The following is a 23,051-nucleotide window of genomic DNA, read 5'->3' as shown; positions in this document are numbered from 1 at the left end:
AATCCGGTCATTATTCCCGTTTTAGCGGACAGGCGTTGCCAGTGCACGTTTGCCCTGCAAAAACAGGCCGATACGAAAAGCGACATAGATCAGCAGAAATGCAATATTGACGGCTGCCAGCGCCGGAAAATATTCAAAGAACCGTGCAAAAACTGTGTAAATCAAGGCCTGAGCCACAGCCGTAATCACCCATAGCACAGCGCCCCATGAGGCACGGATCCACAGGCCGGTCGCAACAATCGGCAGCGCAATCGCGAGACTCACACAGATTGTCTGCCATTGCCACGGCATCAGATCGAAACGCCATAGCAGTCCCGGATAAAGACCGATCAGTCGCAACCAGTAATAAACACCGCCGACAAGGCAAACCAGCGCGACAAAGCGGATAAACAGAATGAACCAGCTATGCAGGGCTGAATCTCCCGTACGCAGTCTCAGCTGATCATCCATCATGCGGCTCATTACCCTTGTTTAATGTCTTTAACTGTTTAGAAAATCCGGTAATTGCACCTGCGCCAATGTTGCAGGGTTCCATAGCGGATTACCGGTCTTGTCGATCAGAACAGCGCCGACACCGGCATAGAAATCATGCCCTTGCAGCAGAATCTCTGCCAGAGCGTACTCTATTTGCATCTGTCTATCCAAGCGTGCGCTGTAGCTCAGCTCTTTGTTTGCACGAATAAATGCTTCCGCATCCTGAAATAGCGTGAAAATCGCTTTCAGACTGGTTGGTGAACGCTTGCCCAGCAGTTCTGCAATGGCTGCGGCTTTCTCATCGCCTGCCTCTCCGGCGTCTGAGAATTGCGCCAGAACCTGCTCAGCACTTTCCGCCGTACAGCATCGGGCAATCAACGCCCTGTCCTGTTCCGGCATTTCCCAGTCGGGCAAATCCGACTGCATAGACAGAAGTATATCATCCGGCTGTTCACCGCCGATCAGCCGCTCACGCAATTCCGCCAGTTGTTCAGCTTTAAGAGCGTGCGTGGCAATCCCGCTCTGCAAACAATCGCCCCAGCGGATCGCCGAGCCGGTTAAGCCGAGATAAAAGCCGAACTTGTCCGGCAAGGCAGGTAAAAACGCACTGCCGCCGACATCGGTGAAAAAACCGATCCCGCTTTCCGGCATAGCAAAAAGTGTATTTTCCGTCACAATCCGGTGTGAACCATGAACGGATATTCCGGCACCACCGCCCATGGTAATGCCGTCAAGTAAAGCAATATAAGGTTTTTTATAGGAGCCGATGAGGCGGTTGAGGCGATATTCATCCTGGAAGAAATCATAAGCAGGCGCACCATTTCTGCCTGCATGATAGGCAGCCACAACATCACCACCGGCACAAAATGCACGCCCTTCGCCTTCAACGATCACGGTTTTTACCTGAGGATCATCAGCCCAATGCAGCAATGCACGCTCCATTGCCCGCACCATCTTATGGGTCAGGGCATTCAGCGCTTTCGGACGGGTCAGCCGGATCAGCCCTGCAGAACCTTGCATAGTAAAAGCAATTTCATCATCGCCGCCGAAATTCTCCTTGAAATCAGATATCATCACGCCGCTTCCTCCGCTCTGATGCACCTTATTCATTGATTTTCCTCTCCCGCATTGAAGCATGATTCATAAGTGAGTAAAGCAAGCGCGGCAATGTTTCACACCTCAAAAGTTGTTTTTATCAAGCTGTAACCATGATTTGGGTGTTAAGGCTCCCTCATCGAAGTCTGCGCTGCAGGAAATTGCAGTTTCATAGGCCGAAATACGGAAAGACATGATGCGTAACATTGATGAGATCACCCAAAGCCGCCGCCTGCGCCGTACGCGCCGTACCGAATGGTCACGCCGTCTGGTTCAGGAAAACAGTTTAAGCGTCAATGATCTGATCTGGCCGTTTTTTGTCTGTGAAGGCAGCAATGTCGCCTCGCCGATTGCCGCAATGCCGGGTGTTCATCGTTATTCCGTGGATATGGCTGTGCGTCAGGCAGAAAAAGCTGCAAAACTCGGCATTCCGGCCATCGCACCTTTCCCGAATGAACCGGCGCGGATTAAAACGCAGGACGGCTCCTATATTGGCAATCCTGACAATCTCATCAATTCGGTGACCCGCGCGATCAAAAAGGAAATTCCGGAAATCGGCATTATTACCGATGCCGCGCTCGATCCTTTCACCACGGACGGCCATGACGGCATTTTGCGCGACGGTATTATTCTCAATGATGAATCCGTAGAGATGGTTGTGCGCGGCGCGCTGGCTCAGGCTGAGGCCGGTGCGGATATTATTGCTCCTTCCGATATGATGGACGGCCGTATCGGCGCAATCCGCGATGCGCTGGATGCCAATGGTTTCCAGCATTTGCCGATCATGTCCTATGCCACCAAATTCGCTTCCGCTTTCTATGGCCCTTATCGTGAAGCGATCGGTACGGCCGGCGTGCTGAAAGGCGACAAGAAGACCTATTATCTTGATCCGGCCAATACGGATGAAGCACTGCGCGAAGCTGAGCAGGATGTGCTGGAAGGCGCGGATATGCTGATGGTCAAGCCGGGTCTGCCTTATCTCGACATTATTCAGCGTATCAAAAGCCAGTTTGCCCTGCCGACCTTCGCCTATCAGGTCTCCGGTGAATATGCGATGATCAAAGCTGCCGGTCAGAATGGCTGGATCGACGAAGAGAAAGTCATGCTGGAAAGTCTGCTGGCATTCAAACGTGCCGGTTGCGACGGTATTCTCACTTATTTTGCTCTGGAAGTGGCTGAGAAACTCAAAAACGCCTGATCCAGCCCATGTTTTTATAAAAGCGCATTCCGCCATCGGCAGAATGCGCTTTTTTATATGGGATTGCATTTAGAGGGCTTACCGGCGGGTAATCTTGAAATCGGCACCATGGCTTCCTATCTCCTTGTTTGTAAGTTTAAAAGGAGAAACCATAAGCCGATGAATGACCGAACAATCAATAATGATATTGTTCTGCCGCGTTTTGAAGACCGCCGCCTCTATGAAGGTGTGCGTACCAGACGCGTATTCGCCTTTCTGATCGACTATTTCATTGTGCTTTTGCTGTGTATCCCTGTCGCGATCATCATCGCTTTTCTGGGTATTCTGACGCTGGGTCTGGGCTGGATGCTCTATGGTATCCTGCTGCCGCTTGTGGCGCTGCCTTATGTATATTTTACAGTCGGCGGACGTAATAAAGCCACCACAGGTATGCGGATGATGGGTATTCGCATCGAGCGTATGGACGGCAATCCGGTTGACGGTCTGTTTGCAGTGGTGCACTCGGTTTTGTTCTGGGCTTCCTGCACAGTGCTTACCCCGCTGATCCTGCTGGCAACCCTGTTTCTGGATTATAAACGCGGCGTACACGACATGCTGCTCGGCGCGGTGATTATCCGTACCAATCCGTAACAAGACGACGAACTGAATATGAACAGCGCGGGTATTTCCGCGCTGTTTGCATTACCAGCTTTTTTATCGCCCTTTATGCGCTATGAAATGCGACAAACTAAAGAATCTAGAGCGAGTGCTGTGATCCAATCTGGATGTAAACCGCTCTGGAACGAGTTTTGTGCACCCAAAGATGAGCCTGACGCTCTAAATCACAAAAGCGGGATTTTACATATCTTCGTTTTCAATTATTATTAACCACTCTGCAGGCCTTTAACTGCACAATTACAGACGTGAATTTTACAATTCGTCTTTATTGCGTTTTGACAGGCGAAACATGACACAACATCAACCGCAACCGCAGCAATTTTATCTCACCGCCCCGTCTGAATGTCCTTATCTGGACAATCGCGCTGAGCGGAAGGTTTTTACACATCTGGTTGGCAGCCGTGCACCGGAACTCAATGATCTGCTAACTCAGGCCGGTTTCCGACGTTCGCAAAATATCGCCTATCGCCCCGCCTGTGAAAGCTGCAATGCCTGCGTATCCGTGCGTATTCTCGCCGGTGAATTTCAGATGACGCGCTCCATGCGCCGCATCTGGAAACGCAATCAGGATCTCGTTGGTTTTGCCAATAAAGCTGAGCCGAGCTCCGAACAATATTCCCTGTTCCATGATTATCTCAATCACCGTCACCATAATGGCGGCATGTCGGAAATGTCCGTACTTGATTATGCGATGATGGTTGAGGACAGCCATGTGAACACGCAGATCATCGAATATCGTATGCGTGGCGCCGATACGATGATTACCGGTAAAGGCGAAGGCCCGCTGATTGCTGCCGCCCTTACCGATGTGATGGGTGACGGCGTGTCGATGGTCTATTCGTTCTTCAATCCGGAGCTGGCTGACCGCTCACTCGGCACCTATATTATTCTCGACCATATTATGCGCTGCAATGCGCTTGGCCTGCCGCATGTTTATTTGGGCTACTGGGTCAACGGCTCCGAAAAGATGCATTATAAAACCCGCTTCAAGCCGCAGGAGCATCTCACAACCAATGGCTGGCTGCGCACAGACATTGCAGATTAAATCAAAACACCCGCATGAAAACCATGCGGGTGTTTTGATATCATGCAATAAATTCAATCTTCTAGATGATAAATCTCATAATGAGATTCATATCTTTTTTGCGCGACATGCTTCAGCTTTTACGCCCTACTTTGTAGGCCATGCCGATTGAGGCCGGCGTAACCGGCGCAAAACCGTATTGCGCATAAAGATGCTGTGCAGGACCATCAGCAATCAGGCTGACATAGGCACTCTCCGGCGCATATTCATCCAGATAGGCTTTGATCTCAAGCATAATCCGCTTGCCAAGCCCCTGCCCCTGATAGTCAGGCAGCACTGCAATATCGCAAACCTGATAGGTTGTGCCGCCGTCACCGATGACGCGTCCCATGCCGATGATCTGATCACCATCGGCAATCTGCACGGCGAATAATGAATTCTTCAAACCGCGTTCGGCTGCGTCTGTTGTTTTTGCACTGAGGCCGCTGGCAGTGCGCAGATGACAATAAGTTTGCACATCCGGAATCTGATGCAGCACCTGATATTTTGATTCAGCAGGCATGGCTAAAGGTTTCTTCCCATTGGTTTATCAGCAATCAGAGCGGCTTCTTTGCTAAAAGAAACCGCTCTGTCTGTATTTTACGAAGTGAATTTACCGGTGCGCGGGAAACCCTTCGGCACCATCCGTCCGGCGGAAGCGCGTGCACCCGTCCATTCCAGCAATTCTTCTTTGCTGCGTGTGAATGTGCGGTCAGCAGAATCCTGCCATGTCAGCCCCTGCTCGATAGCAAAGCTGCGGATATCAGATACACCGCCGTCTTTGTATTTCTGCAGACGCACACCTTTACCGCGTGCCAGTTCCGGCAGCTCGGACAGCGGGAATACCAGCATTTTGCGGTTTTCGCCGACAACAGCCATGGTATCACCGGTCACGCGCTGACAGATTTTCATCTCATCCGGCAGTTTCACATTCATGATCTGCTTGCCCTTACGGGTATTGGCAATGACTTCGCTTTCGCTGATCATGAAGCCATAGCCCTCATGGGAGGCCAGCAGCAATTTCGCGGATGCATCATGCACAAAAGCGGTCAGAATATCCTGATCATTGTCCATATCGACCATGATACGGATCGGCTCGCCATGACCACGGCCACCCGGCAAAGTGTTGGCTCCGATGGTGAAGAATTTACCGCCGGTCGTTGCCACAACAATCTTGTCCGTGGTTTCCGCATGGAAGGCCAGATGCAGCTTGTCGCCTTCTTTAAAGGACAGGCTGGAGAAATCTGCCAGATGCCCTTTCATAGCGCGCATCCAGCCCTTTTCCGATACCACAATCGTGACCGGCTCGCGCTCGATCATCGCCTGATGAATATCTTCCAGATCATGGCTCGGCGCTTCAGCAAATTGCGTGCGGCGCTTACCCAACGGCGTTTCAGGCCCGTAGGTCTCGCGAACCTTTTTGATTTCGCCGCTGATCGCCTTCCACTGCTTGATTTCCGAACCGAGCAATTCTTCAAGCTGCGCTTTTTCAAGTGTCAGCCCGTCAAACTCTTTGCGGATTTCAAACTCTTCCAGCTTGCGCAAGGAACGCAGGCGCATATTGAGGATCGACTCAGCCTGCATGTCTGTCAGGCTAAACGTACGCATCAGTTCCTGTTTCGGCTCATCCTCTTCACGGATGATGCGGATAACCTCATCCAGATTGAGATAGGCAATCAGGTAACCGCCCAGAATTTCGAGCCGCTTTTCAATCTCATTAAGCCGGAATTGTGAACGGCGCTGCAGAACTTCCTTACGATGTTCCAGCCATTCTTTCAGCACACCACCCAGCGAGAGAACATTCGGCACTTTACCATGGGAAAGCACGTTCATATTCAGCGAAATGCGGCTTTCAAGCTCGGTGAGCTTGAACAGCGATTCCATCAGTAATTCCGGATCGACAGAGCGATTCTTCGGCTCCAGCACGATACGGATGTCTTCAGCCGATTCATCACGGATATCATCAAGCAGCGGCAGTTTCTTCGCCAGCAGCAGTTCAGCGATCTTCTCAATCAGACGTGATTTCTGCACCTGATACGGAATTTCCGTAATCACCACCACCCATGTACCGCGGCCGAGATCTTCCTTCTCCCATTTCGCACGCACGCGGAATGCACCGCGGCCTGTACGATAGGCCTCAAGAATATTCTCTTTTGGCTCAACCAACACACCGCCGGTCGGAAGATCAGGTCCCTGAACAATTTGCACCAGTTCTTCAACCGTTGCCTGCGGATTGCGGATCAGCAGCAGCGCGGCATCACACAGCTCAGCCACATTATGCGGCGGAATATTGGTGGCCATACCCACAGCAATACCGGAGGAGCCGTTTGCGAGAAGGTTAGGAAAAGCACCGGGCAGAACGACCGGTTCTTCGTCTTCCTCATTATAAGTCGGACGGAAGTCGATAGCGTTTTCTGTAATACCTTCGAGCAGCAGCGATGCCACTTCGGTCATGCGTGCTTCGGTGTAACGCATAGCCGCCGGATTATCACCGTCAATATTGCCGAAGTTGCCTTGCCCGTCTACCAGCGGATAGCGCACGGCAAAATCCTGCGCCAGTCGCGCCAGTGCATCATAAATAGAAGCATCGCCGTGCGGGTGGAACTTACCCATCACGTCACCGACAATACGCGCGCATTTGGCATAGGCACTGCCCGGATTAAGACGCAGCAGGCGCATGGCATGCATGATGCGGCGGTGAACCGGCTTCAGACCGTCGCGCACATCCGGCAGCGCACGATGCATGATCGTGGACAGCGCATAGGCAAGGTAGCGCTCTTCGAGCGCCGATTTCAGATCAACTGTTTCAACGTGATCGTCGCCGCCTGATGGCGGAATCAAATTATTTCCCATGGAATATGGTTAGCAAGTGGCTGATTCTGCGGCAAGTCAAGATGCGTTTACACACAGTGAATAGGCCGGTTTTCCGCATTATTCTCGTTATTTCATCAAAAATACAACGATAATGACAACAGATTTTCGATCATCCTCAAGTGTGACTTGCAGTAAAATAAACGGGCTGTTACGAAAATGACAAAATTGCCATGTTATTAGGCGATAACAGTATTTCGTATGTAAAAATTAGGTCAACACTTAAGGAGCCTCTGATGCCGGTTATGAAACCGCTATATACCGCAGCCCGCACTCTTTCCGTTGCTACAGCACTCACTGTGATCTTTGCTGGTTCAGCTTATGCACTGGACGGAAATGATGTCGCCAAGCGTCTGCAGGCTCGCTTTGAAGAACAGGGTACAAAAATCGAGTTCGGCAAAGTCGACACCGATGGTTCAACCGTTACCCTGCGTGACACAAAAATCGACTTCAAATCCGCTGAAATGGGCACTTTCACTGTTGGTGACATTGTTCTGACAGACGTTGCTGAAAACGACAAAGGTGCCTACACCGCGGAAACTGCGACCCTGCAGGATTTCGAAAAAACAGACGACAAGAGCACTTTCGCTCTGAAGGGCATCGAAATCGGCAAACTCTATCTCGCAGCAGATGACGAACAGGATCCTGTTGTCAAAATGCTGTATTATCAAACCATGAAGGCTGACAGCTTCACCATCCACGAAGATGGCGAAGAAATGGTCAACATGAAAGATATTTACGCAACCTCTACCCCTTACACAAAGGGCACTCCGGTTGCGATGAGCTTCGGCATCAAGTCTATTGATCTCGACATCGAGAAAATGGATGCATTGCGCAAAGGTGCGGATGCAAGCGCCGGCAATGACGAAGCTTCTGAAACACCAAATCCGATGATCGATCTCGGCTACAAACAGCTGAGCATGGCTGTAACCTCGACCGGCTCATGGGAACCGGAAAAAGGTGATCTGGCCATCGACAAGATGGAATTTGACGTCAAGGATGTCGGTAAATTCGACACCACAATGAAGCTCGGCGGCTATGATGCAAAATTCATCAAATCCGTACAGCAGGCCAGCGCTGAAATGAGTGCAAACAAGGAAAATTCCGATGCAGCCGGTATGGCGATGCTCGGTCTGATCCAGCAGCTTTCGATCAGCAACATGGCTATCCGCTATGATGATTCATCCCTCACCCCTAAACTGCTCGACTATTATGCCAAGCAGCAGGGTATCTCCAAGGAAGACATGGTCAACCAGATCAAAGGCATTGCGCCGATCATGGTTGGCTATCTCGGCCATGCGGATTTCGCCATGCAGGCAACGACTGCCGTCAACACCTATTTTGACGATCCTAAGTCTCTGACAATTGCTGCAAAGCCGGAAGCGCCTGTTTCCTTCGCTCTGATCGCAGCAACTGCAACTGCTGACCCTAAGAAGCTTCTGGACCTGCTGGCTGTTAAACTGACTGCCAACCAGTAAGTTCTTCTGAACTGAACAAGAAACCCGGCTTTTAGCCGGGTTTTTTATTGCCTGAACATTGCGCAATAAAAAACGCCGCGTCCGTTAAGACGCGGCGTTTCTAATATTTACCCCTAAAACAGATCAGTCTTTTTTGATCGGGTTCACGCGGATATGCAGATCACGCAGCTGAGCCGGCGTAACTTCTGCCGGTGCGCCCATCAGCAGATCAACAGCCTGCTGGTTCATCGGGAACAGCGAGATATCGCGCAGGTTTTTCGCACCAACGAGCAGCATAACCACGCGGTCAATACCGGCAGCCATACCGCCATGCGGAGGCGCACCATACTGGAATGCACGGTAGAGGCCGCCGAAACGATCTTCCACATCCTGCTGGCTCAAACCAACCAGTTCAAAGGCTTTGACCATAACTTCCGGCAGCTGGTTACGGATCGAACCGGATGCGATTTCAAAACCGTTACAAACCAGATCGTACTGATAGGCTTTGAGCGACAACGGATCCTGCGTTTCCAGTGCTTCCAGACCACCCTGCGGCATGGAGAACGGGTTATGCGCGAAGTCGAGCTTCTTGTTATCTTCGTCCCATTCATAGAACGGGAAGTCGATGATCCAGGCCAGTTCAAAACGATCACGATCGGTAAGGTTCAGCTCATCACCGGCACGGTTACGGGCATCACCGGCAAATTTGTAGAATTTCGACGGCAGACCAGCCACGAAGAAGCAGGCATCGCCATCTTCCAGACCCATCTGGGTACGGATCGCTTCAACGCGTTCTTCACCGATATTCTTGGCAATCGGGCCAGCGCCTTCCAGCTTGTCGCCTTCTTTACGCCAGAAGATATAACCGAGACCCGGCTGACCTTCACCCTGCGCCCATGAATTCATGCGGTCGCAGAAAGCGCGCGAACCACCGGTTTTCGCAGGGATAGCCCATACTTCAACCTTAGGATCATTAGCGATCATGTTTGCGAACACTTTGAAACCGGAACCGGCAAAGTGACCGGTCACAGCCTGCATTTCAATCGGGTTACGCAGATCAGGCTTATCCGAACCATAGGTGCGGATCGCATCATCATAAGCGATACGACGGAACTGCTGGGTTACCGGCTTGCCTTCAGCAAATTCTTCGAAAATGCCGCGCATAACCGGTTCCATTGTCTCCCAGACTTCTTCCTGAGTGACAAAGCTCATTTCGAGATCGAGCTGGTAGAATTCGCCCGGCAGACGATCTGCACGCGGATCTTCATCGCGGAAGCAAGGTGCAATCTGGAAGTAGCGGTCGAAACCAGCCACCATCAACAGCTGCTTATACTGCTGAGGTGCCTGTGGCAGCGCATAGAACTGACCTTCGTGAATACGGCTCGGCACGAGGAAGTCGCGCGCGCCTTCAGGCGAAGAAGCGGTCAGGATCGGTGTAGTGAATTCGTTGAAGCCGATCTCGTTCATATGACGGCGCATCGAAGAAATAATCTTGGTGCGCTTCATGATGTTTTTATGCAGCGTGTCGCGGCGCAGATCGAGGAAGCGGTATTTCAGACGGATATCTTCCGGATAGTCCGGCTCACCGAATACCGGCAGAGGCAGTTCCTTGGCAGCAGCCAGAACTTCAATCTCTTTGGCAACCACTTCAATTTCACCGGTAGGCAAATTCGGGTTTACAGCCTCATCAGCACGGGCGGTTACTTCACCGTCAACGCGGATCACCCATTCACCGCGAACGGTTTCAGCAACTTTAAATGCCGGGCTTTCCGGATCAGCAACGATCTGGGTCAAACCATAGTGGTCACGAATATCGATAAAGAGAATACCGCCGTGATCGCGGACACGATGAACCCAGCCGGAAAGACGAACTGTCTGGCCGACATCCGACTTGCGGAGGGCTTCGCAGGTATGGCTGCGGTAACGATGCATGTTTTCTGCCTTCAGAAGAGTGGTAAGAAACGTAAAATCGCAGATAAAAATCTGATTTTTATGTTGTCGGACAAGCGCATTTTGGCCGCGAAAAGTCAAGTGTCAGACCCTTCTACAGCCAAATTGATTCATTTTGAATGTTCTATAACCGCTAACAACTGCGAGTAACAGACAGCAGCCCCCTTAGAATTGCAGCCAGAGTAGTTCTAGCTACAATAGAATCGTCTGAAACGCTCTGGCTTTTTTATTTTCACGTATTTCCGGACGCAAAACCGGTTCCCACTTTTGCTGGAAATACTCTAAGTCACAACATATGTGATTTTTAAGCTTACGCCCCCGCGACAAAGCTATTGCGATTGTTTATAGAAAAATCATGGAACTCATTACGACAACACAGGGTCTTGAACAGGCCGTTTCACAGCTTTCAAAATCTGATTTTGTCACTGTGGATACCGAATTCATTCGTGAAACCACTTTCTGGCCGGAACTTTGCCTGATCCAGATGGCATCGCCGGACACAACGGCGTTGGTGGATGCACTGGCGCCGGGCATTGATCTCAGCTCTTTCTTCGCCCTGATGGCGGATAAATCTGTCGTCAAAGTGTTTCACGCAGCGCGGCAGGATATTGAAATCGTTTTCCACCTCGGAAATCTGATCCCTGAGCCGGTATTCGACACACAGGTTGCAGCGATGGTTTGCGGTTTTGGCGATGCCATTTCTTATGATCAGCTGGTTGCCCGTATCACCGGTGTAAATCTGGACAAGTCGTCCCGCTTTACTGACTGGCGCCGCCGTCCGCTGAGCGACAAACAGCTGGATTACGCACTGGCCGATGTGACCCATCTGCGCGATGTCTATCTCTATTTGCAGGATCGCCTGACCAAAGAAGGCCGCAATGACTGGGTGAGCGAAGAAATCCGCATTCTTACCGCCCGCGAGACCTATGACATGCATCCTGATGATGCGTGGAAGCGTCTGAAAATCCGCCTGCGCAAGCCTGCCGAACTGGCAGTTATGCAGAAGGTTGCCGCATGGCGTGAACGTGCAGCACGTGAACGCAATGTTCCGCGCGGTCGTGTGATTAAAGACGATACGATTCAGGAAATCGCCCAGCAGCAGCCGCGCGATGCGGAAGCGTTGTCCCGTCTGCGTACTATTCCGAAAGGCTGGGAGCGCTCCTCTCATGCGCAAGGGCTGGTTGAAGCGATTAATGAAGCCCTGAGCATTCCGAAAGAGGATATGCCACGCCTGCCGAAGCAATATAATGCGCCGGAAGGCACCGGTGCGGCCTCGGACGTGCTCAAGCTGCTGCTCAAAATTATTACTGAAGATCATGGTGTAGCACCGAAGGTTGTCGCCTCTTCCGATGATATTGATCAGATTGCTGCCAAGGGTAATGCAGCGGATGTACCGGCCCTGAAGGGCTGGCGCCGTGAATTGTTCGGTGAAAAAGCACTGCAAATGATTGAAGGCAAAATCGGCATCAAATTTGAAAACCGCAAGATCAAAGCAGTTCCGCTGGATTAAGCATGAGCGACAAGATCAAAGTCAGCGTGTTTCTGGGCATCAGTCTGGACGGCTATATTGCCGGTCCGGACAATGATCTGTCGTGGCTATCCGTGGTCGAAACCGATCCGCCTGAAGATACTGGCTATAATGCCTTGATGGCTGATATTGATGTGCTGGTTATGGGGCGCAATACCTATGACACAGTGCTGACATTCGGCTTCTGGCCTTATGAGGGCAAGCAGGTTGTTGTACTGACCAGCCGCCCGCTGACATCGCTACATGGCGAAACCAGCTTCAACGGAACACTCAGCGATCTGCTGCCGGAGCTGTCCGCGCGCGGTCTCAGGCATGTCTATCTCGATGGTGGCAATGTTGTGCGCCAAGGTCTGCAACAACAACTGGTTGATGAACTGACTTTAAGCTGGGTACCAGCCACAATCGGCAAAGGTGTGCGACTGTTTGAAGGTGATATGTCCATGAACCAATGGAAACTCACCGGCCATCAGGCTTTTCCAAGCGGGTTGCTGCAAGGTCGCTATACATTCAACAAAACAATGTAAAAAAAGCCGGACTTGATGATCCGGCTTTTTATTATTTCATACTGCAATGCAATATTTTAGCTTCATTCAACCGCAAAACGAAGCGCCTTGCCGGTTACCTTGGCCAGAACATTCAGCCTGTTATCCAGTCGTTCTGATACCAGATCACGATAGGCCTCCGGCACTACCAGCGCCAGAACATCGCCTTCCTGCCGCCATTTAAGCTGCGGGATTACCCCCGGCATTGATGCAGAGAACAGGTATACCACACGCAGCAATGCACCCAGAACCCGAGCCCGCTCGCGCAGACGCGGCGTTGCAATACGGATAATCTCCGGCGCGGCATCATCATCCATCACGCCTTCATGACGATAATAATTGGCCAGCGCCATATAAGCACGCCCCGGATGATCAATCCCGATGAATGAGCCGTGAGCAATAATATTCAGCGCCTGCGGACCGCGATAATCGGGGTGAGCACGCCAGCTGATATCAGCCAGCAGACAGGCCGCACGGCGATAACGATATTCATCCTCGGTCTCATCATAGCCGAGCTGCTCAAAGGCATAACCCGTCCAGTCCGCCAGCTCATGCGCATGACGCGGGGAGCGCGAACGCAGCACTGCCTGCTCTTCAGCAGCGGAGAGCAGAGGATCGAGTTTCTGCTCTTTTTTAGCAAGCAAGGAGAACAGATAGCCTTCACGCACGCCCATTGCCGAGAATACAATTTGTGCGGGCTGCATGCGCTTAACAACTTCCATCAGCACTGTCGCACCATAGGACAACAACTGACGACGGTTTTTGGATACGGCCTCAATACCGCGCATATGATCGATATCAAACCGCGCCACACGATAGAGGAAGTGATAGGCATCTTCCGGATCCATCGCATAGCCATGCATGACATGCAGCGGATAATGTTTGGCACTCATATGCAGCTTGGCAAGATTTCGCCATGTACCGCCCACCGCATAGAATGTGCGGCCTTTGCCCTCTTTCAGAAACTCGACATCGCCGACATATTTGCGGGTGATTTTCGCAGCTTCCGTAATTTTCCCACCGGACAAATCCTGCAGGCGCAAGCCGCCAAGCGGCAATGTAATGCCGCTGCCGATCGCCTTGTCAGGATTATCGCCATGCACATCAACCAGTTCGAGGCTACCGCCGCCAAGGTCACCGGCGATACCGTCCGGATGGTGAAAACCGGAAATAATACCAAGTGCTGAATAATAAGCTTCTTCGCGGCCGGAGAGAATCTGGATGTTTTCACCCAGAATTTCTTCCGCCCGTGCAATGAAATCCGGCCCGTTTTCCGCTTCACGCGCAGCCGCTGTGGCAATTGTATAGATTTTTGTTGCACCGGCCTGCTTGGCCAGCGCTCGGAAACGCCGCAGTGCCTCAAGCGCACTGGCGACCGATTTATCATTCAGACGTCCGGTTTGTGCCAGTCCTTTACCCAGACCGCTCAGAATTTTCTCGTTAAAGAAAATTGTCGGAGAACGCACAATACCTTCATAGATAACCATACGCACGGAGTTGGAACCAATATCAATAACTGCGACCGGTTCCAGACCTTTCAAGCGGCCCTGTGCCAGAGACAAAGTCATGCGTTACGGTTTCGCTCTGCGCGAACGCGGTTGTGACGCGCAATCAAACGCGGTGCTGACGATTTCAGAGACTTGCCGCGACCGGACAGGCTGGGATTGGTCATGAAATATTCCTGAGCGTTAAAAGCTTCTTCCCCGTCCACGGGTTTAATCCGCTTGGAGGTTCCGTCTGAAAGTACCTCAAAGCTTTGTTGATTATCGTAGAGATTTGCAAGCATAATTTGCGATAAAATCTGTTGATGCACGGTCACATTTGTAACAGGCACCAGCGTTTCCACGCGCCGGTCAAGGTTTCGCGGCATCATATCTGCCGAGCTTATATAGACAATTGCCTCTTTGGACGGCAAATCCTGCCCGTTACCGAAGCAGAAAATACGTGAATGCTCAAGAAAACGGCCAACAATGGACTTGGCGCGGATATTGTCTGACAGACCCGGAACCTGCGGGCGCAGACAGCAAATGCCGCGTACCACCAGATCAATCTGCACCCCTGCACTGCTGGCTTTATAGAGCGCATCAATGATCTGCGGATCAACCAGCGAATTCATCTTCATCCAGATCGCCGCCGGACGACCCGCTTTCGCGTGTTCAATCTCATTTTCAATATGTTTCAGAATCCGGCGACGCAACGTAAAAGGCGAGATAGCCAGCTTCATAACATCTGCCGGTTGCGCATAACCGGTAATGAAATTGAAAATATGCGCCACATCCCGTGCCGTATCGGCATCAGAGGTAAAGAAAGACAGGTCGGTGTAAATCTTCGCAGTGATCGGGTGATAGTTACCCGTGCCAAGATGCACATAAGAACGCAGTTTTTCATCTTCACGGCGCACGACGAGCGACATTTTCGCGTGGGTTTTCAGCTCGATAAAGCCGAAGACCACCTGCACGCCCGCACGTTCCAGATCGCGTGCCCAGCGGATATTCGCTTCCTCGTCAAAGCGTGCTTTCAGCTCCACCAGCGCGGTCACCGACTTACCGGCTTCCGCCGCATCAATCAGCGCACGTACAATCGGCGAATTGTTCGAGGTGCGGTAGAGTGTTTGTTTGATTGCCAGCACATTCGGATCAAGTGCCGCCTGACGCAGAAACTGCACCACAACATCAAAGGACTCATAAGGATGATGAACGACAATATCCTTCTCGCGGATTGCCGCTAAACAATCGCCGCCATGCTCACGGATGCGCTCGGGAAAACGTGGGTTATAAGGGGTGAATTTCAGATCATCGCGCGGAATAGCAACAATTTCCGAAATCATATTCAGCGCCAGCAGACCCGGCAGAATACTCACACGGCTCTCGGAAACACCAAGCTCCATGGTCATGAACACCCGCAGCGCTTCCGGTATATCGCTGTCGAACTCAATACTAATAACCCGTCCGCGACGACGGCGCTTCAGCGCAGTTTCGAAATGGCGAACCAGATCTTCAGCATCCTCTTCCACTTCAATATCGCTGTCGCGAATGATGCGGAATGTACCGGCGCCACGCACTTCATAGCCCGGAAACAGGCGTTCAATGAACAGACTCACCACATCTTCAAGCGTGATAAAGCGATAGATACCCGCCTCAGACGGTATCTGCACGAAACGGCTGAGTGCCACCGGCAGACGCAACAGCGCCACCATCGGATGCTTGTCGGTTATGCGCGACAATTGCAGCGCCATCGAGAAGCCGAGATTCGGAATGAACGGAAACGGATGCGCCGGATCAAGCGACAGAGGTGTGAGAACCGGAAAGATCGTATCCAGAAAATGATGTTCAAGCCATTTCTTGTCGTGTTTTTTCAGGCGGTCAGAACGGATAATCTCAATATTTTCCTGAGCCAGCTCCTGACGCAGCATTTGCAGCGTTTCCTGCTGCGCAACCTGCAAAGTGGCAACTTCTGCCAGCACAAAATCAAGCTGCTCCTGCGGTGTACGGCCATCGGCTGAACGTGTGGCCACGCCTGCCCGCACCTGCCCTGCAAGACCGGCAATACGCACCATGAAAAACTCATCAAGATTGGCCGCTGAAATCGACAGGAAGCGCAGACGTTCCAGCAGCGGCTGATGTTTGTTCACAGCCTCTGCCAATACGCGCTTATTGAACTGCAACCATGAGAACTCACGATTGACAAAACGCTCCGGACTTTCAGACAGGTTCCGCACAGCATCATCGGCAGACATATCTGAAACAGCAATAATATCTGTCTTGGCCATTAATGCCGGCATATTACCCACAGGTTCAGCCTCTTTAACCGATCCATGATTTTTTTTATGCGACACGTTAACAATCCCTCTGAAATCGCCGGCACTCAGAAATTACCGGAAAGACCGGACGATATTCGATCCTCTGAACAGTGCTCCTGTTAAGGTTCGTTTATGCATTCTGTATGACAAATTCTTAACAAAGCGGAGATTACAGCAGAAACTATAAAAAACACTTCCGCTCCTGCATTATTCGCGATACATCAGAGCCAAATTATGCGTCCGAGCGCTGCCGGCATCAAGGTTCCGCCTGCTGTCTCTCTCACGCTTTGTTGTTACCGCATTGATGTGGCGAGTGATTCCGCTCAAAGCATAAATGCTTTAAGGTGATACCATCACTGGAGTCGTCATATGTCAGATCATATCATCCCTCATTTTCAGAACGATGCCGGCCACAATGCCATCAGCATCGGCGTTAAAGAATTCATGTGCGTTGGCGCAAATCCGCCATTCGACCATCCGCATGTATTTCTCGATATGGGCGATGAGGAAGAAGTTGTCTGCCCTTATTGCTCGACCCTTTATCGTCACGATGCATCCCTGAGCGCAGATCAGACTGTGCCTGCCGGTTGCACCTTCAACGATCCTCAGGTTGCGGCTGCAGAATAATTCTGCCTGCCTCCGTGAAAATGCGCCCCGTTTTTCACCATCAGAGCAGTTGTTATTTTCTTTCAGACTGCTCTGACACCACGCTTCAGTTTCTGTAGATGCCGTTGCGCAAGGATAAGAACGGGATAAAACTCCCGTTCAGATATTTCCGGCATCTGCCTCAACGGCTGTGAGGGCAACCATGCAAAACCAGAATAATCAGCGTATTCTTATTTCCGGTGCCGGACTTGCCGGTATGACCACGGCTCTGGCTCTGGCAGAGCGGGGTTTTTCTGTGCTGATGATGGAAAAGGCACCGGCACTTTCCGAAGTCGGAGCCGGTTTGCAGCTGGCACCCAATGCCACGCGGCTTCTTGCCCGTCTGGGCATTATGGAAGACCTGCTGCCCCATGCCGTCAGCCCTGATGCGCTCTATCTGATGGACGGTGTGAAAGCACAACCGCTTATTCGCATGGAACTTGGGAGCCAGGCAGAACAACGCTGGAATGCGCCTTATATTACCTGCCATCGTGCGGATTTGCAGGCAGTTCTGCTCAAGGCCGTGCGCGCGCATCCGCAGATTACTTTGCATCTCGGCGCTAATGTGCTGTCCCATCACATTTCAGAAGACAAAGTAACGATCCGCGTTGATCTCAACGATCAGATTACCGACTATAGCGGACAGTTGCTGCTCGGTTGCGACGGTGTGTGGTCAGCGCAGCGTGCCGGACTTGTGGCGAATAATGCGGCTACGCAAAATGACAGCCGCGCCCGATTTACAGATCATATTGCCTGGCGCACCACCCTGCCCGCTGAAAAGCTGCCGCAGAGTTTTCTTGATAGTCTCAAAGATACACTCAGTGTTTCGGCATGGCTTGGTCAGGGCGCACATCTGATTGCCTATCCGATTAAAAACGGTAAAGCCTTTAATTTTGTCGCGATTACCGATGGTGAAGATATCGGCACAAGCTGGGACATGAAAGGCGACAGCGCCGCTCTGATCCGCAGTTTTTCAGGCTGGTCTCAGGCTGTCAGCGATGTCATCAAAGCCGCACCGCAATGGACATTCTGGCCGATGTTTGAAATGCCGGAACCAAAGCTGGTGATTGATAAGCGCCTTGTGCTGCTTGGTGATGCTTCTCATGCGATGACACCATTTGCGGCACAGGGTGCAGCAATGGCTATTGAAGATGCGGCCTCGCTCGCAGCACATCTCTCACCGGAGCAAAGTGATCACAGCGAAGCTCTCGCTGCTTTTGAAAAACAAAGACTGGCGCGCATTGCCAAAGTTGCCCGCCGCGGCAAGCTCAACCGTTTTGCCTATCACGCCAGCGGCCCTGTGGCTCTCGGTCGTAACATGCTGTTTAAAATACGCAAACCGGAAGACTTCCTGCGCGATCTGGACTGGCTTTATCAATATGATGCGGCCGATATTACATCCTGAACCGCATCATATTTTTCAGGCTCTGTCCCGCTGTTCAAACGCTCATATTGCGATCAGAACGGGACAGGGAATGGTTTAGTCTTTTGCCATGGCCTGCTTTGCAGCTTCCATGTCCATCCACATCACTTCCCAGATATGGCCGTCCAGATCTTCAAAACTGCGGCCATACATAAAGCCATAATCCTGCACAGCTGACGGATCTGCCTTGCCACCGGCAGAAGCAGCTTTGCTGACTAGCTGATCTACCTCCTGCTTGTCCGATGCTGAAACACATACCAGAACCTCGCTGACAGTATGTGCATCGGCAATGTTTTTGGGCGTGAACTGGCGGAATTTATCATGGGTTATCAGCATGACGTGAATAACGTCTGATAAAACCATGCAAGCTGCAGTTTCATCGCAGAACATATCATTCTTCCGCGCCCCGATTGCCTCATAGAAACTGATCGACTTATCGAGATCACGCACGGGAAAGTTCACAAATATCAGTCTGCTCATTATAATTTCCTCCTCAGAATATTTGGCAGGACTGTTTAATTTCTGCGCTAGAGCGGTTTACGTCCAGATCGGATCACAGTGCTCGCTCTAGATTCTTTGTTTTACGCGTATCCCGAAAACTGCTTCGCACTTCTCGGGATACGCTCCAGTGGCAGCATACTACATCAAATCAGACAGATTGAGACAGGAGCCCGATTTGTTAATTTATCGCACGGCCAAATCCTTCGACGCTGCAAAACTGGCAGCTTTATCTATCGAAGTCTGGCTGCATACCTATGCCAAGGCAGGTATCAGCACTGTTTTTGCTGAATATGTGTTGCAGCGTTTTACCCCGCAATATTTTGATCAGCTGATCGCGGATGGCGCAAAGCAGATCATTGTCGCAGAACAGGATGGTCATCTGCTCGGCTATATTGCCATTGATTATCATGCAGCACTGCCCAAAAGCCTGCATGCGCTGACAACAGCCGCAGAGATCAGCACACTTTATGTCAGAGCCCGTCATGTCGGAAGCGGTATCGGTTCTGCTCTCATGCAACAGGCACGTGAAGCGGTAAAAGCACAGGATATTGGCCATATCTGGCTTTCGGTCTTGCATGATAACCACCCTGCATTACACTTCTACAGGCAACAGGGTTTCCAAAGGCAGGGTTCAATCTGGTTTGAACTTCCCGGTGAGCGCCATGAAAATTATGTGCTGATACAACCGACCTTGCCTGCCTGAACAACGGGAGAAAACAATGCCGATACTCGGACTGGATCATATTCAGCTTGCAATGCCTGCCGGCGGTGAGGACAAAGCCCGCACATTTTATAGCGGCCTGCTAGGTATGACGGAAGTTCCCAAACCCGACAATCTGGCAAAACGCGGCGGCTGCTGGTTTGAGTTGCGTGATCTTAAAGTTCATCTCGGCGTTGAACGCGGCTTTGCCCCTGCGCAAAAAGCGCATCCGGCTTTTCTGGTTGATGACTTGTCTGCATTTTTAGCAATGCTCGCAGAGCATCAGGTAGAAGCGACCGAGGATGAACCACTGGCCGGCTATCTTCGTGCCTATATCAACGATCCGTTCGGCAATCGTATCGAGCTGATGCAGAGATTATAAAGGCTTTGCCTGATGAAACATCAGACAAGATGAGCCTCTGACAAAGCCCTGTTTTTCATAAAACGGCACCAGCCGCTCAGGGCAATAGAGTTCAAAGAAACTCTGATGGTGTTTTTGCTCCAGCTGGTTCAGCCATTGATATTGCATTTTTCTCCCATCACTGCCTGTATAGTTTTAATATGAATTTTACAGGCATATTTTATAGTCACGGCAAAACACCGGAGAACATCTTATGAGCAATGTCCAGTTTGAACAGGTTTGCCCGATATTCAGAATTTTCGACATTGAGAAAGCCAGAGAATTTTATCTCGACTATCTGGGTTTTCAATGTGACTGGGAACATCGCTTTGCTGAGAATATGCCACTCTATATGCAGGTTTCACGCGGCAATCTGGTGTTGCACCTCAGCGAACATCATGGTGACGGCAGCCCCGGTGCTAATATTTTCGTGCGTATGCAGGGTGTTGATAGCCTGCATAAGGAGATCAGCAGTCGTAAATACCGTTTCCTGCGCCCTGGTATAGAAAATGAACCATGGGGTCGGGTTCTGGCTGTGATTGATCCGTTCGGCAATCGTATCCAGTTCTGCGAAGGCCCGCATGACGAATAGATAATAAAAAACACCCGCAATTTGCACTGCGGGTGTTTTTACTTTTATAAATATTTTAGTGCAGGATCTGGCTGAGGAACAGCTTGGTACGCTCATGCTGCGGATTGTCAAAGAATTCGGATGGTGAATTCTGCTCAACAATCTGCCCCTGATCCATAAAGATCACGCGGTTGGCAACCTGACGCGCAAAGCCCATTTCGTGGGTCACGCAGATCATGGTCATGCCTTCTTCAGCGAGGCTGACCATAGTGTCCAGCACTTCCTTGACCATTTCAGGATCAAGCGCAGAGGTCGGCTCATCGAACAGCATAATACGCGGCTTCATGCAGAGTGAGCGGGCAATCGCCACGCGCTGCTGCTGACCACCGGAAAGCTGACCCGGATATTTATTGGCCTGCTCCGGAATCTTAACGCGCTCCAGATAATGCATCGCAATTTCTTCTGCCTGTTTCTTCGGCATTTTGCGCACCCAGATCGGCGCAAGCGTGCAATTCTCAAGAATTGTCAGATGCGGAAACAGGTTGAAATGCTGGAAAACCATGCCGACTTCGCGACGCACTTCATCGATCTTTTTCAGATCATTGGTCAGCTCTTTGCCGTCCACAATGATCTGGCCTTTCTGATGTTCTTCAAGACGGTTAATGCAACGGATCATCGTTGATTTACCGGAACCGGAAGGCCCTGCCACGACAATGCGCTCGCCGCGCATCACGCGCAAGTTGATGTCGCGAAGCACATGGAATTCACCATACCATTTATGCATTCCGACAATATCGACTGCGACATCGGTTTTGGATATTTCCATAATTGCTCCCGTTTCTTCCATCGTCGGCTTCAGCAAAGCGCCCGATTGCATGCTCATTCTTTATTCCCTCACTGACCATCCGCAGCAATAATGCTGATGGTATTCCCGATTGAATGGTTTCATCCGCCTGAATGAAACCATTTCTGTTCTTTGGCAGCTGTAAGCGAAGAACCAACTCCCGGTTTTCCGCAGCCGCTTACCGATGGCTCGTATCCAGCCTTCTCTCCATATATAGCGAATAACGCGACATACAGAAACAGAAAATCCAGAATACAAATCCGGCAAAAACAAGACCCGTTGCCGGTGTCTGCGGTGTTGCCCAAGTGGCATCCGAAAAATTCTGCCTGACGATTCCAAGCAGGTCGAACATACCGATAATGTAAACAAGACTTGTGTCTTTGAACAAGCCGATAAACGTGTTCACAATACCCGGCAAAGCAAGTTTCAGCGTTTGCGGCAGGATAATGAACAGAGTTTTCTGCCAATAGCTCAAACCCAGCGAATCCGCGCCTTCATATTGCCCTGACGGAATCGCCTGCAAGCCGCCGCGAATGACTTCAGCCATATATGCGGAAGCGAATAGTGACACGCCGACCAGCGCACGCAAAAATTTATCAAAGCTGGTGCCCGGCGGCATAAATAGCGGCAGCATGACGCTGGCCATGAACAGCAATGCCACCAGCGGCACACCACGAATAACCTCAATGAAGATCACGCACAGTGTCTTGATAACCGGCATATTGGAACGCCGTCCCAAAGCCAGAAGAATACCCATCGGCAGCGATACGGTAATCCCCACTACGGACAAGATCAGCGTAACCAGCAGACCGCCCCAGAGCGAGGTTTCAACATAACGCAGACCGAAGGAACCGCCGACCAGCAGGAAATAGGTGAAAACCGGAAAAACAATGAACAACAGAACTGCGTTCAGCATTTTATGCGGCAGCTTGCCGATCAGCATCGGCACCAGCAAAATCACGAAAACCAGCGCCACGAGTTTCACACGCCAGCGTTCATCAACCGGATAGCGCCCGTAGAGAAATTGCTGGAGTTTTGCATCGACAAAAGCCCAGCAGGCACCCGACCAGCCATCCGGCTGCAAACCGCCCTGCACCGTTGTGGTACAGAATGTGCGGTCAGTCCCCGCCCAGACAGCATTGACAAACAACCAGTTTATCAACCCCGGCAGAAACCAGACAATCAGCGAAATACCCATGATTGTCAGAACGGTATCTTTAAGGCTCGAAAACAGGTTTTCTTTCATCCATGAGGCAATGCCTTTCTGACTGGCAGGAGCCGGCATCGGATCAACCATTTGCGAGCGTACATATTGTAAGTCTGAATTTGTCAT

Annotated in this window: 22 protein-coding genes; 11 read left to right on the top strand and 11 right to left on the bottom strand. The window is 51.1% G+C overall.

The window, feature by feature from the left end; all coding sequences use genetic code 11:
- Positions 1–21: 21 nt before the first annotated feature.
- Both KHQ09_RS07595 and KHQ09_RS07590 read right to left on the bottom strand, forming a co-directional pair.
- A complete protein-coding gene (locus tag KHQ09_RS07595) occupies positions 22–453 on the bottom strand; it encodes a DUF6163 family protein (protein WP_028233522.1) in 432 nt (143 codons plus the stop codon).
- 27 nt (positions 454–480) lie between these two features.
- The gene (locus tag KHQ09_RS07590) at positions 481–1,548 is read right to left on the bottom strand and encodes an enoyl-CoA hydratase/isomerase family protein (RefSeq protein WP_213599869.1); all 1,068 of its coding nucleotides are present in this window, start codon (positions 1,546–1,548) and stop codon (positions 481–483) included.
- 214 nt (positions 1,549–1,762) lie between these two features.
- Here KHQ09_RS07590 and hemB point away from each other — a divergent pair, with 214 nt between their 5' ends.
- The 3 genes from hemB (at position 1,763) to KHQ09_RS07575 (ending at position 4,469) form a co-directional block, all read left to right on the top strand.
- Entirely contained in the window at positions 1,763–2,767 is a 1,005-nt protein-coding gene (gene hemB / locus KHQ09_RS07585; protein WP_075655660.1) for a porphobilinogen synthase, read from the top strand.
- Between the two features lie 159 nt (positions 2,768–2,926).
- Entirely contained in the window at positions 2,927–3,397 is a 471-nt protein-coding gene (locus tag KHQ09_RS07580) for an RDD family protein (RefSeq protein ID WP_022710475.1), read from the top strand.
- A 316-nt stretch (positions 3,398–3,713) separates the two neighbouring features.
- Positions 3,714–4,469: an arginyltransferase gene (locus tag KHQ09_RS07575; protein ID WP_213597454.1), complete on the top strand. Its 756-nt coding sequence runs from the start codon at positions 3,714–3,716 to the stop codon at positions 4,467–4,469.
- A gap of 112 nt (positions 4,470–4,581) precedes the next feature.
- Here KHQ09_RS07575 and KHQ09_RS07570 read toward each other — a convergent pair whose 3' ends face one another.
- Positions 4,582–5,010: a GNAT family N-acetyltransferase gene (locus KHQ09_RS07570; protein ID WP_213597452.1), complete on the bottom strand. Its 429-nt coding sequence runs from the start codon at positions 5,008–5,010 to the stop codon at positions 4,582–4,584.
- Between the two features lie 77 nt (positions 5,011–5,087).
- Positions 5,088–7,340, bottom strand: coding sequence for a DNA topoisomerase IV subunit A (parC, locus tag KHQ09_RS07565; protein ID WP_022710472.1), 2,253 nt, complete (start codon positions 7,338–7,340; stop codon positions 5,088–5,090).
- Between the two features lie 254 nt (positions 7,341–7,594).
- Between parC and KHQ09_RS07560 the strand changes: the two genes are divergently transcribed.
- Complete coding sequence (locus KHQ09_RS07560) at positions 7,595–8,836, top strand: hypothetical protein (protein ID WP_116088176.1); 1,242 nt, start codon at positions 7,595–7,597, stop codon at positions 8,834–8,836.
- A 123-nt stretch (positions 8,837–8,959) separates the two neighbouring features.
- Here the strand turns inward: KHQ09_RS07560 and aspS are convergent, their stop codons facing one another.
- Positions 8,960–10,747 (bottom strand): aspartate--tRNA ligase, encoded by a 1,788-nt coding sequence (gene aspS, locus KHQ09_RS07555; RefSeq protein WP_213597450.1) that lies wholly within the window; start codon positions 10,745–10,747, stop codon positions 8,960–8,962.
- Positions 10,748–11,120: 373 nt separating this feature from the next.
- Here aspS and rnd point away from each other — a divergent pair, with 373 nt between their 5' ends.
- Together rnd and KHQ09_RS07545 are read left to right on the top strand one after the other, a co-directional pair.
- Positions 11,121–12,275 (top strand): ribonuclease D, encoded by a 1,155-nt coding sequence (rnd, locus tag KHQ09_RS07550; RefSeq protein ID WP_022710468.1) that lies wholly within the window; start codon positions 11,121–11,123, stop codon positions 12,273–12,275.
- 2 nt (positions 12,276–12,277) lie between these two features.
- Complete coding sequence (locus KHQ09_RS07545) at positions 12,278–12,817, top strand: dihydrofolate reductase family protein (RefSeq protein ID WP_213597448.1); 540 nt, start codon at positions 12,278–12,280, stop codon at positions 12,815–12,817.
- A gap of 62 nt (positions 12,818–12,879) precedes the next feature.
- Here the strand turns inward: KHQ09_RS07545 and ppx are convergent, their stop codons facing one another.
- Both ppx and KHQ09_RS07535 read right to left on the bottom strand, forming a co-directional pair.
- Positions 12,880–14,403, bottom strand: a complete 1,524-nt coding sequence (gene ppx / locus KHQ09_RS07540; protein WP_022710466.1) for an exopolyphosphatase — start codon at positions 14,401–14,403, stop codon at positions 12,880–12,882.
- The gene (locus KHQ09_RS07535) at positions 14,400–16,604 is read right to left on the bottom strand and encodes an RNA degradosome polyphosphate kinase (protein ID WP_170265212.1); all 2,205 of its coding nucleotides are present in this window, start codon (positions 16,602–16,604) and stop codon (positions 14,400–14,402) included. Before KHQ09_RS07535 ends, ppx begins: the two co-directional genes overlap by 4 nt.
- A gap of 399 nt (positions 16,605–17,003) precedes the next feature.
- Between KHQ09_RS07535 and KHQ09_RS07530 the strand changes: the two genes are divergently transcribed.
- Both KHQ09_RS07530 and KHQ09_RS07525 read left to right on the top strand, forming a co-directional pair.
- Positions 17,004–17,261 carry a zinc-finger domain-containing protein gene (locus KHQ09_RS07530; protein ID WP_022710464.1) on the top strand — a complete coding sequence of 86 codons (258 nt, stop codon included), beginning with the start codon at positions 17,004–17,006 and terminating at the stop codon, positions 17,259–17,261.
- A 181-nt stretch (positions 17,262–17,442) separates the two neighbouring features.
- Entirely contained in the window at positions 17,443–18,684 is a 1,242-nt protein-coding gene (locus KHQ09_RS07525; protein WP_151157962.1) for an FAD-dependent monooxygenase, read from the top strand.
- 75 nt (positions 18,685–18,759) lie between these two features.
- On the opposite strand, the gene KHQ09_RS07520 is transcribed toward KHQ09_RS07525, so the two are convergent.
- The gene (locus KHQ09_RS07520) at positions 18,760–19,182 is read right to left on the bottom strand and encodes a VOC family protein (RefSeq protein WP_151157964.1); all 423 of its coding nucleotides are present in this window, start codon (positions 19,180–19,182) and stop codon (positions 18,760–18,762) included.
- 196 nt (positions 19,183–19,378) lie between these two features.
- Here KHQ09_RS07520 and KHQ09_RS07515 point away from each other — a divergent pair, with 196 nt between their 5' ends.
- The gene (locus KHQ09_RS07515) at positions 19,379–19,906 is read left to right on the top strand and encodes a GNAT family N-acetyltransferase (protein WP_213597446.1); all 528 of its coding nucleotides are present in this window, start codon (positions 19,379–19,381) and stop codon (positions 19,904–19,906) included.
- A 16-nt stretch (positions 19,907–19,922) separates the two neighbouring features.
- Positions 19,923–20,285, top strand: coding sequence for a VOC family protein (locus tag KHQ09_RS07510; protein ID WP_213597444.1), 363 nt, complete (start codon positions 19,923–19,925; stop codon positions 20,283–20,285).
- Here the strand turns inward: KHQ09_RS07510 and KHQ09_RS07505 are convergent.
- Complete coding sequence (locus tag KHQ09_RS07505; RefSeq protein WP_213597442.1) at positions 20,280–20,432, bottom strand: hypothetical protein; 153 nt, start codon at positions 20,430–20,432, stop codon at positions 20,280–20,282. The two genes, KHQ09_RS07510 and KHQ09_RS07505, sit on opposite strands and share 6 nt — an antisense overlap.
- A gap of 85 nt (positions 20,433–20,517) precedes the next feature.
- Here KHQ09_RS07505 and KHQ09_RS07500 point away from each other — a divergent pair, with 85 nt between their 5' ends.
- On the top strand, positions 20,518–20,895 hold the full coding sequence (locus KHQ09_RS07500; RefSeq protein ID WP_213597440.1) for a glyoxalase superfamily protein: 378 nt from the start codon (positions 20,518–20,520) through the stop codon (positions 20,893–20,895).
- Positions 20,896–20,950: 55 nt separating this feature from the next.
- On the opposite strand, the gene KHQ09_RS07495 is transcribed toward KHQ09_RS07500, so the two are convergent.
- Entirely contained in the window at positions 20,951–21,700 is a 750-nt protein-coding gene (locus KHQ09_RS07495; RefSeq protein ID WP_116088250.1) for an amino acid ABC transporter ATP-binding protein, read from the bottom strand.
- Positions 21,701–21,896: 196 nt separating this feature from the next.
- Complete coding sequence (locus tag KHQ09_RS07490; protein WP_116088186.1) at positions 21,897–23,051, bottom strand: amino acid ABC transporter permease; 1,155 nt, start codon at positions 23,049–23,051, stop codon at positions 21,897–21,899.

The organism is Pseudochrobactrum algeriensis (assembly GCF_018436245.1).
GTDB classification, from domain to species: domain Bacteria; phylum Pseudomonadota; class Alphaproteobacteria; order Rhizobiales; family Rhizobiaceae; genus Pseudochrobactrum; species Pseudochrobactrum saccharolyticum.
This window is presented reverse-complemented; position numbering and strand designations above follow the sequence as displayed.

Bases quoted from the DNA above. Each gene is read 5' to 3' on its own strand.
- aspS (WP_213597450.1), bottom strand. From the start codon at position 10,747: ATGCATCGTTACCGCAGCCATACCTGCGAAGCCCTCCGCAAGTCGGAT.
- KHQ09_RS07590 (WP_213599869.1), bottom strand. From the start codon at position 1,548: ATGATATCTGATTTCAAGGAGAATTTCGGCGGCGATGATGAAATTGCT.
- KHQ09_RS07560 (WP_116088176.1), top strand. From the start codon at position 7,595: ATGCCGGTTATGAAACCGCTATATACCGCAGCCCGCACTCTTTCCGTT.
- KHQ09_RS07545 (WP_213597448.1), top strand. From the start codon at position 12,278: ATGAGCGACAAGATCAAAGTCAGCGTGTTTCTGGGCATCAGTCTGGAC.
- KHQ09_RS07490 (WP_116088186.1), bottom strand. From the start codon at position 23,051: ATGACAAATTCAGACTTACAATATGTACGCTCGCAAATGGTTGATCCG.
- KHQ09_RS07525 (WP_151157962.1), top strand. From the start codon at position 17,443: ATGCAAAACCAGAATAATCAGCGTATTCTTATTTCCGGTGCCGGACTT.
- KHQ09_RS07495 (WP_116088250.1), bottom strand. From the start codon at position 21,700: ATGGAAATATCCAAAACCGATGTCGCAGTCGATATTGTCGGAATGCAT.
- KHQ09_RS07530 (WP_022710464.1), top strand. From the start codon at position 17,004: ATGTCAGATCATATCATCCCTCATTTTCAGAACGATGCCGGCCACAAT.
- hemB (WP_075655660.1), top strand. From the start codon at position 1,763: ATGATGCGTAACATTGATGAGATCACCCAAAGCCGCCGCCTGCGCCGT.
- rnd (WP_022710468.1), top strand. From the start codon at position 11,121: ATGGAACTCATTACGACAACACAGGGTCTTGAACAGGCCGTTTCACAG.
- KHQ09_RS07595 (WP_028233522.1), bottom strand. From the start codon at position 453: ATGATGGATGATCAGCTGAGACTGCGTACGGGAGATTCAGCCCTGCAT.
- parC (WP_022710472.1), bottom strand. From the start codon at position 7,340: ATGGGAAATAATTTGATTCCGCCATCAGGCGGCGACGATCACGTTGAA.
- KHQ09_RS07570 (WP_213597452.1), bottom strand. From the start codon at position 5,010: ATGCCTGCTGAATCAAAATATCAGGTGCTGCATCAGATTCCGGATGTG.
- KHQ09_RS07520 (WP_151157964.1), bottom strand. From the start codon at position 19,182: ATGAGCAGACTGATATTTGTGAACTTTCCCGTGCGTGATCTCGATAAG.
- KHQ09_RS07580 (WP_022710475.1), top strand. From the start codon at position 2,927: ATGAATGACCGAACAATCAATAATGATATTGTTCTGCCGCGTTTTGAA.
- KHQ09_RS07535 (WP_170265212.1), bottom strand. From the start codon at position 16,604: ATGGCCAAGACAGATATTATTGCTGTTTCAGATATGTCTGCCGATGAT.
- KHQ09_RS07575 (WP_213597454.1), top strand. From the start codon at position 3,714: ATGACACAACATCAACCGCAACCGCAGCAATTTTATCTCACCGCCCCG.
- KHQ09_RS07505 (WP_213597442.1), bottom strand. From the start codon at position 20,432: ATGCAATATCAATGGCTGAACCAGCTGGAGCAAAAACACCATCAGAGT.
- KHQ09_RS07510 (WP_213597444.1), top strand. From the start codon at position 19,923: ATGCCGATACTCGGACTGGATCATATTCAGCTTGCAATGCCTGCCGGC.
- KHQ09_RS07500 (WP_213597440.1), top strand. From the start codon at position 20,518: ATGAGCAATGTCCAGTTTGAACAGGTTTGCCCGATATTCAGAATTTTC.
- ppx (WP_022710466.1), bottom strand. From the start codon at position 14,403: ATGACTTTGTCTCTGGCACAGGGCCGCTTGAAAGGTCTGGAACCGGTC.